Raw genomic sequence first — 11,787 nt, 5'->3', positions numbered from 1 at the left:
CAGTAGCTCACCCGGCAGCAGCAACGGCGGGCATGGCGCAACAGCGCGTGGTCGCTGCGCGGCTGATGTGGTGTTTGGGCGGGGGAGGCAAACATGGTGGACACCTGCTGGAGGATGGCTGACAAGCAGAATGTAGTGTCCCGTCGGTGAAAATCGCATAGAAATGCCCACGCAAGACATCAAAAACAGATAAAGAAAAACGGCACCCACTGGGTGCCGTTGTCTGCCATGCTGCCAATCCGGCTTACTTGGGGCGGTTAATCGCCTTGCTACCGATATCACGACGCAGCTGGCTGCCATCAAAATGAATGGCATCGGCCACGGCATAGGCTTTTTGCTGGGCCATTTTCACGCTATCGCCCAGGCCTACCGCGCACAGCACGCGGCCGCCATTGCTCACCACCTGCTTGCTGGCGTTGAAGGCCGTACCGGCATGGAACACCATGCTGTCTGCGGTTTCCGCCGGCAGGCCGGTGATGACATCGCCCTTGCGCGGGGCATCCGGGTAACCGGCGGCAGCCAGCACCACGCCCAGTGCCACGCGGCGGTCCCATTCGGCTTCCACCTGATCCAGCTTGCCGTTGACACCGGCCTCCAGCAGCACGGTGAAGTCCGACTTCAGGCGCGCCATGATGGGCTGGGTTTCCGGGTCGCCAAAACGGCAGTTGAATTCGATGGTGAACGGGTTGCCGTCGTGGTCGATCATCAGACCTGCGTAGAGAAAGCCGGTGTAGCTGTGGCCATCCTTTTTCATGCCCTGCACGGTGGGCAGGATGATTTCGCGCATCACGCGGTTATGCACTTGCGGGGTCACCACCGGTGCCGGGCTGTACGCGCCCATGCCGCCGGTATTGGGGCCCAGGTCATCATCCAGCAGGCGTTTGTGGTCCTGGCTGGTGGCCATCGGCAGCACGTGGTCGCCATCCACCATCACGATGAAGCTGGCTTCTTCGCCTTGCAGGAAGTCTTCGATCACCACGCGCGCCCCGGCGCTGCCCATCTTGTTGCCCACCAGCATGTCGTCGATGGCGGCATGCGCTTCGTCCAGCGTCAGGGCCACCACCACGCCCTTGCCCGCGGCCAGGCCATCTGCCTTGATCACGATGGGTGCGCCTTTGCCAGCCACATAGGCATGGGCCTCGGCGGCATCGGTAAAGGTCTGGTAGCCGGCAGTGGGAATGCCATGGCGCTGCATGAAGGCCTTGGCAAAATCCTTGGAGCTTTCCAGCTGGGCACAGTACTGAGTGGGGCCGAAGATTTTCAGCCCGGCAGCACGGAAGGCATCCACCACACCGGCAGCCAGCGGGGCTTCCGGGCCGACCACGGTCAGCTGGATGTCTTCGCGACGGGCAAATTCCACCAGGGCCTCGTTGCCGCTCAGCTCGACATTGGTGAGATTGGGGTCCAGCGCGGTACCGGCATTGCCCGGCGCCACAAATACCTTGGAGACGCGATTGGACTTGGCAATACGCCACGCCAGTGCGTGTTCGCGGCCACCGGAACCGATTACCAACACTTTCATCTTGCGAGATCCTTCATCGTTAGCGACAGCCATCCGGCTGCCGGCATGGAGCAGCAGGCCCGGTAGGGCTGCGCTCAGAATTGTACATTCAGATTGGCAGGAAACGGATAAATCCCGCTGCCTGCATCAGGCAGCAGCTGCGTGTGCTGGCTGATTTTCTTGCCGTCGATCAGCCCCTGCCATTGCACATCCAGCGGATAAAAACGCGCATCAGGGCCTGCCACGGGCCGCCACTGCCAGCGGGCTTGCACGTCGGTCACCGCCGGGCAGCCATCACCGCCGGCATCACCGCACACGCCCTTGTTGTCGGCCTGTTCGGTCAGATGACCCATGCTGCGGATATCCGTTGCCGTGGCGTGGAAAAATTCCACTGTAGTGGCGGTATAGCCTTGTTGCAGGTAGCTGCTGTGCAAGGTCCAGCCCCATTCATGCGGCCCCAGCTGCACCACACGCGCGCTGGCCGCCATGCCGTTGGTTCCCATTTCCAGCTGTTTTTCGGTTTGCAGCACGTACTGGCCGTTCTGCAATACAAACAGCAGCAGGCGGCTGATGCCGGAGGCGGCAAAGCTGTCCATGCCCTCGCCGGCCGAATCCGCCGTGTCCGCCACAAAGGTGGTCAGCAACAGCTGGCGACCCTGGCCATCCTGCGCCAGTTGCAGCGGGCCGAAGGTGCCGACAAACGGGCCCGGACTATTGCTGGCCTTGGTGTCCAGCTTCCACTGACCGGGCTTGGCACCGGTCTGCATGTTCTGCGTGCTGCGATACACCGCCACGGCCTGCTCGGCCAGCCGGTTAAGGTCTGGCGCGTGGACAAGCGGAGCCGGGGCCGGCGTCGGGGCTGGCTGTTCCAGCCAGTACACCGTGGCAGCCAGGCCGAATAGCAGCACAATCAGCAGCATGATTCTGATGGTCTTGTTCACGGCTTCTCCGGCGGGCGCTACTTGGCACTGCCCTCCCCGCCGCATGTGCAGCGGGGAGACGGGCACGGCTCAGCGCAAGCTGACAAATCAGCGTCGGTTCCCCTCAGGCAAAGCGAGCCGACGCAGACTGGGCAAGCAGTACGACACAGCAGGTTTTTGCCAGTAGTTCTTAGTGGCGGAAATGTCGCACGCCGGTCAGCACCATGGCAATGCCATGCTCGTCGGCGGCAGCAAACACTTCTTCGTCACGCATGGAGCCACCCGGCTGGATGATGGCCTTGATGCCCTGCTCGGCAATCACGTCGATACCGTCGCGGAAGGGGAAGAAGGCATCACTGGAGGCCACGGCACCTTGCAGGCTCAAACCGGCATCCTGCGCCTTGCGGGCGGCGATGCGGGTGGAGTCCACGCGGCTCATCTGGCCGGCACCGATACCGGCGGTCTGGCCGTTATTGCAGAACACGATGGCATTGGATTTGACGAACTTGGCCACACGCCAGGCAAACAGCAGATCGGACATTTCCTGCGGGGTGGGTTGACGCTTGGTCACCACGCGCAGTTCGTCCAGTGCCACATTGCGGATATCCGGGGTCTGTACCAGCACGCCGCCGCCCACGCGCTTCAGTTCGTAGCGGTTGGCACCGGTTTCCAGCGGAATTTCCAGTACGCGCACATTTTTCTTGGCGGCGATGATGGCCTTGGCTTCTTCGGTGAAGGACGGGGCAATCAGCACTTCCAGGAACTGGCCAGTCACGGCTTCCACGGTTTCGGCATCTACCGGGCGGTTGAAGGCGATGATGCCGCCAAAGGCGCTGGTGGTGTCGGTGGCAAAAGCCAGCTTGTAGGCGCTCAGGGTGTCACCGGCCACGGCCACACCGCAGGGGTTGGCATGCTTGACGATGACGCAGGCAGTCTGGTCGAAGGTCTTGACCGCTTCCCAGGCAGCATCGGCGTCAGCGATGTTGTTGTAGGACAGTTCCTTGCCCTGCAGCTGGCGATAGCCGGAGATGGAACCGGCGGCCGGGTCCAGATCGCGGTAGAAGGCGGCGGACTGATGCGGGTTTTCGCCGTAGCGCATGTCCTGCACCTTGACGAACTGGGCGTTCAGGCGGTTCGGGAAAGCCACGCGTTCGGGCTTGCCGCTCACCACGCCATCAGCCAGGCTGGTCAGGTAGTTGGAGATGGCACCGTCGTAAGCGGCGGTATGGGTAAAGGCTTTTTTGGCCAGCTCGAAGCGGGTGGTCTTGGCCAGTTTGCCGTCGTTGGCTTTCAGTTCGGCAGTCAGTGCCGCGTAGTCAGCCGCGTCGGTGACGATGGCAACGTGGGCCCAGTTCTTGGCTGCCGAGCGCACCATGGTGGGGCCGCCGATGTCGATATTCTCGATGGCGTCTTCCAGTACACAGTCCGGGTTGGCGATGGTGGCTTCAAACGGGTAGAGGTTCACGCATACCAGGTCGATATTGCCGATATCGTATTCGGCCATCTTAGCCACGTGTTCCGGCAGGTCGCGACGACCCAGAATACCGCCGTGCACCTTGGGATGCAGGGTTTTCACGCGACCATCCAGCATTTCCGGGAAGCCGGTGTAATCGGACACTTCGGTCACCGGCACGCCATTGTCAGCCAGCAATTTGGCGGTACCGCCGGTCGACAGGATATGCACGCCCAGTGCGGCCAGTTCTTGTGCAAATGCCAGAACACCGGTCTTGTCGGATACGCTGATCAGCGCGCGTTCGATTTTGGTCATGGTTCTCTACCACCTTGGCTAATGAATGAAAAAGCTGTTTTTACTGTGGCCTGATGCCCGCACCAGGCCGTATGCGGCTTGCCCTGCCTTGCCAGCAGGCACAAAAAAACCGGCCATCCTGTGTGGGGCATGGCCGGTTTATCTTCATATCAAATCATACGACTTCATTTTTTTACGCAGGGTGTTGCGATTGAGCCCAAGCAGCTCTGCCGCTCGGGTCTGGTTACCTTGGGTGTGGGTGAGCACCACCTCGATCAGGGGTTTTTCCACACAGGCCAGCACCATATCGTAGATGGAGGCGGGTATTTCGCCGTCCAGATCACGGAAATATTGTTCCATCGCCAGCCGGACCGACTGCGAAATATGTTCGTTGTTTTGCATGTTTATTGTTCTGTCTTCAACATATGGTGTGAACGCTGTGTACTGCACTGTAGCCCGCCCCCGGGCACCCTGCTGCTGCTTGCCAGTCAGACAGACACCGTCTCTTCTGCCAGTTCGTCCAGGTATTCCAGGTGTTCCGACAAACCCGCCAACTGATCGAAATAGCCTGCCACCGCCAGACGCTGACTGCCGGTTTCTTCCAGCTGGTACATGGTCTGGCGGAATTCGTTGGAGCCCCTCAGCCCCTTGGTGTACCAGGCAATATGCTTGCGGGCGATACGACAGCCGGAATACTCGCCGTAAAACCCGTACAAATCATCCAGATGCTCCAGCAACAGCTGGCGGATTTCCGTCACCGTGGGTGGCGGCAAACATTCTCCCGTCTCCAGATAATGCTGCATTTCGCGGAAAATCCACGGCCGCCCCTGCGCCGCCCGGCCTATCATCACTGCATCCGCACCGGTGTACTGCAATACCTGCTGCGCCTTTTGCGGCGTGTCGATGTCGCCGTTGGCAATCAGCGGAATGCCGATGCTGGCCTTGACCGCACGGATGGTGTCGTATTCGGCATCCCCCCGGTACATGTCTTCCCGCGTACGGCCATGCAGCGCCAGCGCCGCGATGCCACAGTCTTCGGCCAGCCGTGCAATGCGCAAGGCATTGCGATGCTCGGGACTCCAGCCGGTACGGGTTTTCAGCGTCACCGGCACATCCACCGCCTTGACTACCGCGTCCAGAATGCGGCCCACCAGTGCTTCGTCACGCAACAAGGCCGAACCGGCGGCGACATTACATACTTTCTTGGCCGGACAACCCATATTGATGTCGATGATCTGTGCGCCCTGCTCCACGTTGATGCGCGCGGCCTCCGCCATTTGCTGCGGGTCCGAACCGGCAATCTGCACCGAAATCGGCTCCACTTCGCCAGTGTGGTCGGCCCGGCGCAAGGTCTTGGCCGTCGCCCACAATGACTTGTTGGACGTAATCATTTCCGACACCGCCATGGCTGCGCCCATTTTCTTGCACAGCATGCGAAACGGCCGGTCCGTCACACCCGCCATGGGGGCAACGATCAGCCGGTTTTTCAGGGTGTAGGGACCAATGCGCATCAGGTGTTCTGCGGTCAAACAAGCAAAAGGGCGGCCATTGTACTGCTTTTTTTTTAGGCGGTAAAAAATTTTTGCTTATTTTTTGAGCAAGGTCGATAGCCAGAAGAAATGGTACTGACGGGTACTGCGGGCGGGGTGGGGGATTGGAAGTCAGCCGATAAGCCGGGTTCTGTCGTTGGACAGTCATTCCTCTAGTACTGCCGTTACCGACAGTCTCAAGCAACCTACCCGGGGACAACGCGAGCCACGTTAACGCCCCCCTATTTGGTCTTGCTCCTGATGGGGTTTAGCCTGCCGTCCGTGTTGCCACGTCCGCGGTGCGCTCTTACCGCACCTTTTCACCCTTACCTGTGCTGACAAGTCAGCCATCGGCGGTTCAGCTCTCTGTTCCACTTTCCGTCGCCTCACGGCGCCCGGCCGTTAGCCGGCATCATGCTCTGCGGAGCCCGGACTTTCCTCCCCGCCCCTGCTTGCGCAGCAGCGCGGCGACTGTCTGTCTGACTTCCAACCGGCGATTTTACCTGAAGCAGATCAAAGTTGTGGCACTTTCTTTCCGGCGCAGCCAGGACATTGATTTATACTGGCCGGCCATTTTTGTGGAATCCGTTTATCAATGCTGCGCAATCAGGCCAGACTGTGGCGTTTGCAGTTAGTTGGCACCCTGCTGATCATCTTCTTGCTGGCCATGACTCTGGCCACTTATTTCCTGCTTGCCAGCCGGACGGATTACCACGCACGCCAACAACAAGTCGAACGCGACGCTTACCTGCATGCACGTGCCTATCTGCAATCGTCGGCAGAGCAGACCAGCCACATTCTGCTGGCCATGCGCAGCCGTGCCCGTGAGGACATGCGCCAGCAATTGCGCGTTCAGGTGGACCAGGCCTATCTGCTGGCCGAACGTATCTGGCAACACGAGCACCAGCGCCTGCCTGCCGCCGAAGTACAGGCGCTGATTGTGACGGCACTGCGACCGCTGCGTTTTTTTGATGGCCGGGGCTATTTTTTCATCGACACCATGGATGGCCGCTGTGTGCTGCTGCCCACGGTGCCGGAGCGCGAAGGCAGCGCCTTGCTGGATAACCGGGACGATCAGGGGCATTACATCATGCAAACCCTGATAGCCTCGGTCCGTGGCCCGCAAGCAGCCGGTTTCTCCAGTTATCGCTGGTATCTGCCCGGCACCCGGCAGATGGCGGACAAGATTGCCTACGCACGGCACTTTGCCCCATATGACTGGTTGATCGGCAGTGGCGAATACCTGGCCAATGTGGAAGCAGAACTACAGCAACAAGCCTTGAGCCTGCTGGCGGGAAGCCAGCAAGGCGGGGACAAGGACGACCTGATGGTGATTGACGAGCGCGGCGTACTGCGCCTGTACCTGGCCGCGCCAGGCTTGCAGGGCCAGCACTACCAGTCACTACCCGAACCTTTGCGCAGCCGGGCGCGTGAAGCCATGCAACTGGGCCGCAAGGGTGGCTACCTCAGCTACAGCGTGCCGCAACCGGACAAGCAGCAGGCGGTCAGTCATCTGGCCTATGTGCACCGACTGCCGGAGTGGAACTGGACGCTGATCAACGCCATGCATGTGCAGTCGATTCAGGTGGAGAATCAGCAGGCCAGCACATTGCTGGAAGCCCAGTTGCTGCAGCGGATCAAGGCCACGGTGCTGATGACGCTGCTGGCCATGGGTAGTGCCAGCCTGCTGTACTGGTTTTTCAACCGCTGGATCAACGCGCTGCTGGCACGTTACCAGGATGATTTGCGTCGCAGCCATGCCGAGCTGCAAGCCAACAGCCGCGCGCTGAAGCTCAATCACTTCATGATTGACCACGCAACCGACATGGTGCTGTTGCAAGACAGCCACGGAACGCTGGTTTACGCCAACCGGGCAGCACGAGACTATCTGGAGCAAGACGAGGCCCATCACCGGCAACTGATGTCCCTGCTATCGACGGCAAGCGATCACCCCCTGCCGCACAGCTTTGAAACCCGGCTGGAGAATGTCGATGGGCACCAGCATCTGGAAGTCACCCTGACCGGCCTTGCCTATCAGGATGAGCATTATCTGTGTGCCACCGCCCGCGATATCAGCCAGCGCCACCATGCCGCACGTCAGCAAAGGCTGGCGGCGCGGGTATTCGAATCCAGTAACGAAGCCATCCTGATCACCAGCGCCGACAACCGTATCCTGGCCGTCAACCACGCGTTTACCCAGATAACCGGCTATAGCGAACAGGACGTGCTGGGCCGTACCCCGGCCCTGCTGGCATCCGGCCAGCACAATGCCGATTTTTACCAGCAGATGTGGCATCACCTGAGCCAGTACGGGCAGTGGTCCGGAGAAATCTGGAACCGGCGCAAAAACGGGGAAACCTACCCGGAATGGCTGAATATCAGCGTGCTGTCGGACGAGCAGGGCAACATCACCCACCATGTTGCCTTGTTCAGTGATATTTCGGAACGCAAGGCGCATGAGGCACGCATCCAGCATCTGGCGGAATTCGATGCACTGACCGACCTGCCCAACCGGATTCTCATCCACGATCGCCTGCAACAAGCCATTCGCCAGGCAGAGCGCCTGGCCGGCAAGCTGGCGGTGCTGTTTGTCGACCTGGACCACTTCAAGAACATCAATGACACCCTGGGTCACAACAAGGGCGATGAATTGCTCAAACAGGTGGCCAGCCGACTGTGCGGTGCAGTACGCGAGCTGGATACGGTGGGACGGACCGGCGGAGACGAGTTTGTGCTGATCCTGCCTGCCATCAGCCAGCCAGACGAAGCGGCACAGGTGGCAGAGCGCATACTGCGCGCGATGCAGGCTCCGTTTGACGTGGGCGGTGCCTCGCTGGTGGTGGGCTGCAGCATCGGCATCAGCCTGCTGCCTGATGACGGACAGGATATCCAGACTCTGCTGATGAATGCCGACCTGGCCATGTACCACGCCAAATCCCAGGGCAGGAATACTTTCCGCTTTTACACCCGGGAAATGAACAGCCAGGTGGCCGAACGCTTGCAGCTGGAAAACCGCCTGCGCCATGCACTGGAGCAGAATGAGCTGTTCCTGCTGTTCCAGCCGCAGTACGACATCAACAGTAATGCCATGATAGGCTGCGAAGCACTGGTGCGCTGGCAGCATCCGACCGAGGGCCTGATCATGCCATCCCGCTTCATTCCGATTGCGGAAGACAGCGGCCTGATCGTCCAGCTGGGACGCTGGGTATTGCACAAGGCCTGCCAGCAAATGGCCAGCTGGCAAGCACAGGGCCTGCCCCTGCCCAAGATGGCCGTAAATGTGTCAGCACGACAATTGGCCCGTACCGACTTCACGGATGACGTCCGTGCCGCCCTGCAAAGTAGCGGGCTGCCGGGACACTATCTGGAAATAGAAGTGACTGAAAGCACGCTGATGGAAGATGCCGACCTGGCCTCCCGTCAGCTATCCATTCTCAAGGCCATGGGCGTACGGCTGTCGGTTGACGACTTCGGCACCGGTTATTCCAGCCTGGCTTACCTGAAACGGTTTGCGCCGGACACCATCAAGATTGACCGTTCCTTTGTCTGCGAACTACCCGGCGACAGCGAAGACGCCGCGATTGTATCGGCCATCATTCACCTGGCACGGGCACTGGGCATGAATACGCTGGCCGAAGGCGTGGAAACCGATGCCCAGCACCAGTATTTGCGCAAGCTGGGCTGCGGTGGCGTGCAAGGCTATCTGCTGGGACGACCGCAAACGGCCAGCAAGCTGGAAAGTCAGCTCGACGCAACCGTGGGATGAGCAGTTGCCGCTACCACGGCCAGTTCTGCCCTGCCGGGGCGAGGAATCAGCAAAGACACCAGCCAGGCCAGCAGCACCATCACCAGCCCCAGCAACATGCCGCCTGCCGGGCCGGTGTAATAGGCCATGGCCGGTAGCAAGGCAAAGCTCAAACCGGCCCCCAGATTGAAAGCCCCGGCATTCAGGCCGGGCAACAAGCCCGGTGCATCCGCCGGTGACAGCACCACACCCAGCCCATTGAGAATAATGTTGGCGGTGCCGGCATAAGCCACCCCCGCCAGCAAGGTGGCAGCCACCATCCACCACAGGCTGGACAAGCCGTAGAGCAGCATCAACACGATGGCCAGCATGCTTCCAGCCAAGCCCAGCCTCAGTACCCGGCCATAGCCCACACGCGGTGCCAGCTGACCGGCCCATGGCCCTACCAGCCAGCCAATCAGCGCATAGGGAGTCAGCAACAGCCAGGCGGCCTGTTCTGCCGTCAGGCCGTGACCCGCCGTCTCCTGCGCATGGGACATGACCAGGCCATTGATGATGGCAAACACCCCGGTCATGGTGAGCACCGTGGTGAGCAGCAAGGCCCAGACCCGGCGCTGGCACAGCAAGGGCAGTGCCAGCAAGGGCTGCGGGCTGCGCCCTTCCTGATACAGAAACAGCAGCAAACCCAGTCCCCCGGCCAGCGCCATGCCAAGCACAGCGGGCCAGCTGCTATCGGCAGCCAGCAGTTGCAAGGCCCACAACCAGCAGCCCAGTGTAAAGACCAGGGCGGACACGCCAGGCCAGTCCATGCGCGACTGTGGCGATGGCCGCGATTCCGGTGCCAGCCAGGCCACCAGCAGACAGGCCAGCGCCGCCACCACGGCGATGCACCAGAACACCGCGCGGAAGCCGTACTGGGTGGCCAGCCAGCCACCGGCAATGGCATCAATACCGGCAATACCACCATTCACGGCAGTTATCACACCCATCAGCAGACCGTAACGCCTTGGTTCATGCACTTCGTGGTACAGCATCAACAGACAAACCGGCACCACCGGGCCAGACACCCCCTGCACCAGCCGCGCCAGCTGCAAGACCCCAATGGATGGTGCCAGGGCGGCCAGTACACTGCCCGCCAGCATCACCAGCAGCATGCCCAGCAACACGCGCCGTCGTCCCAGCATGTCACCCAGGCGGGGCAGGAACAGGGAAAACAGCGCAGCAGCAGTAAAGAATGCGGTTTGCGACAAGCCGACAGCCGCCTCGCTGGCCTGCAGCGCTTTGGCCATGGTGACCAACACCGGGCTGAGCATACTGGCATTGAGCTGGAATGCCACACAGGCGGCCAACAGTGCAGTCATCAGGCTGGCAACCGGCACTTGAGACTTGCCGGTATTCATTGGCCCCCCTCCCCGATATGACGCAAGGCCGTTTCCACCATCTGCCAGAACATCGCATGGTTCAGTTGCACCGCAACCTGGCTATGGCAGTCCGGCGGCGGCGGTGCGCGGAAATCCGCCACCGTCATACCCAGCGTCAGCGCACCCTGCAGTTCCACATCCAGCGGCACCTTGCGTACCGTCATCACCTGCGGGTCGATTACATAAGCCACCGCGCAGGGGTCGTGTACCGGGGGCCAGGCAAAACCTTGCTCACGACGGTAAGTCTCGCCAAAGAACAACAACAGCTCCTGCACGAAGCGGGCTGGGGGGGGTGGCCAGGGCGGCAATACCTGCCTGAACTTCTGCGGTGGCCAAGGCCTGGTGGGTGAGGTCCAGCCCCACCATGGTGAGTGGCCAGGGTGTGTTGAATACGATGTGCGCCGCTTCCGGGTCGATCTTGATATTGAATTCAGCCACTGCACTCCAGTTGCCGGTGTGATAGCCGCCGCCCATCAGCACCACTTCCCGTACCCGGTCGGCAATGCGCGGCTCCTTGCGCACAGCCAGCGCGATATTGGTCAGCGCGCCGGTTGGTACCAGGGTAATTTCGCCCGGCGGATGCGCCATGATCAGTTCTATGATCAGGTCCACCGCATGCCGGGGGTCAAGCTGACGGGTGGGTGGCGGCAGCACCGGCCCGTCCATGCCGCTGTCACCATGAATGGCAGGAGCGATTTCACTTGGCCGTACCAGCGGGCGGTCACATCCGGCGGCAATGGGGGCCTTGATCCCGGCGATCTGGGCCACCGCCAGTGCATTGCGCGTCACTTTTTCCAGTGTCTGGTTGCCTGCCACCGTGGTGACGGCCAACAGTTCGATGGCTGGGCTGCCATGAGCCAGCAGCATGGCAATGGCGTCGTCGTGACCCGGATCGCAATCGAGAATGATTTTTTGGGGCATGGG

At 60.9% G+C, this 11,787-nt stretch carries 9 protein-coding genes and 1 other RNA gene; 1 reads left to right on the top strand and 9 read right to left on the bottom strand.

The genetic code is table 11. The features are described from left to right. Window positions 1–244 precede the first annotated feature (244 nt). The 6 genes from purD to rnpB form a co-directional block, all read right to left on the bottom strand. A complete protein-coding gene (gene purD / locus HWX34_RS08480) occupies window positions 245–1,522 on the bottom strand; it encodes a phosphoribosylamine--glycine ligase (protein ID WP_178971838.1) in 1,278 nt (425 codons plus the stop codon). A gap of 74 nt (window positions 1,523–1,596) precedes the next feature. Next, complete coding sequence (locus tag HWX34_RS08475; RefSeq protein WP_178971837.1) at window positions 1,597–2,442, bottom strand: hypothetical protein; 846 nt, start codon at window positions 2,440–2,442, stop codon at window positions 1,597–1,599. Window positions 2,443–2,611: 169 nt separating this feature from the next. After that, the gene (purH, locus tag HWX34_RS08470) at window positions 2,612–4,189 is read right to left on the bottom strand and encodes a bifunctional phosphoribosylaminoimidazolecarboxamide formyltransferase/IMP cyclohydrolase (RefSeq protein WP_178971836.1); all 1,578 of its coding nucleotides are present in this window, start codon (window positions 4,187–4,189) and stop codon (window positions 2,612–2,614) included. Between the two features lie 144 nt (window positions 4,190–4,333). Then, a complete protein-coding gene (locus HWX34_RS08465) occupies window positions 4,334–4,570 on the bottom strand; it encodes a helix-turn-helix domain-containing protein (protein WP_045845804.1) in 237 nt (78 codons plus the stop codon). An 86-nt stretch (window positions 4,571–4,656) separates the two neighbouring features. Then, on the bottom strand, window positions 4,657–5,679 hold the full coding sequence (gene dusB / locus HWX34_RS08460) for a tRNA dihydrouridine synthase DusB (RefSeq protein WP_178971835.1): 1,023 nt from the start codon (window positions 5,677–5,679) through the stop codon (window positions 4,657–4,659). 142 nt (window positions 5,680–5,821) lie between these two features. Continuing rightward, an RNA gene (gene rnpB / locus HWX34_RS08455) (RNase P RNA component class A) lies at window positions 5,822–6,184 on the bottom strand. A gap of 108 nt (window positions 6,185–6,292) precedes the next feature. On the opposite strand from rnpB, the gene HWX34_RS08450 reads away from it, so the two are divergent. Further along, the gene (locus tag HWX34_RS08450; protein WP_178971834.1) at window positions 6,293–9,463 is read left to right on the top strand and encodes an EAL domain-containing protein; all 3,171 of its coding nucleotides are present in this window, start codon (window positions 6,293–6,295) and stop codon (window positions 9,461–9,463) included. On the opposite strand, the gene HWX34_RS08445 is transcribed toward HWX34_RS08450, so the two are convergent. The 3 genes from HWX34_RS08445 to HWX34_RS08440 are packed head-to-tail and all read right to left on the bottom strand — an operon-like array spanning window position 9,439 to window position 11,784. Then, window positions 9,439–10,842, bottom strand: coding sequence for an MFS transporter (locus HWX34_RS08445; RefSeq protein ID WP_178971833.1), 1,404 nt, complete (start codon window positions 10,840–10,842; stop codon window positions 9,439–9,441). The genes HWX34_RS08450 and HWX34_RS08445 overlap by 25 nt on opposite strands. Then, window positions 10,839–11,123 carry a nucleoside hydrolase gene (locus tag HWX34_RS21555; protein WP_218645115.1) on the bottom strand — a complete coding sequence of 95 codons (285 nt, stop codon included), beginning with the start codon at window positions 11,121–11,123 and terminating at the stop codon, window positions 10,839–10,841. Before HWX34_RS21555 ends, HWX34_RS08445 begins: the two co-directional genes overlap by 4 nt. Next, window positions 11,095–11,784 carry a nucleoside hydrolase gene (locus tag HWX34_RS08440; protein WP_218645114.1) on the bottom strand — a complete coding sequence of 230 codons (690 nt, stop codon included), beginning with the start codon at window positions 11,782–11,784 and terminating at the stop codon, window positions 11,095–11,097. The genes HWX34_RS21555 and HWX34_RS08440 overlap by 29 nt, the downstream gene beginning before the upstream one ends. Window positions 11,785–11,787: the final 3 nt, after the last annotated feature.

This window comes from Aquitalea sp. LB_tupeE, assembly GCF_013391415.1.
Taxonomy (GTDB): Bacteria; Pseudomonadota; Gammaproteobacteria; order Burkholderiales; family Chromobacteriaceae; genus Aquitalea.
The sequence above is the reverse complement of the archived record's forward strand: the minus strand, read 5'-3'. Positions and strand labels throughout refer to the sequence as shown.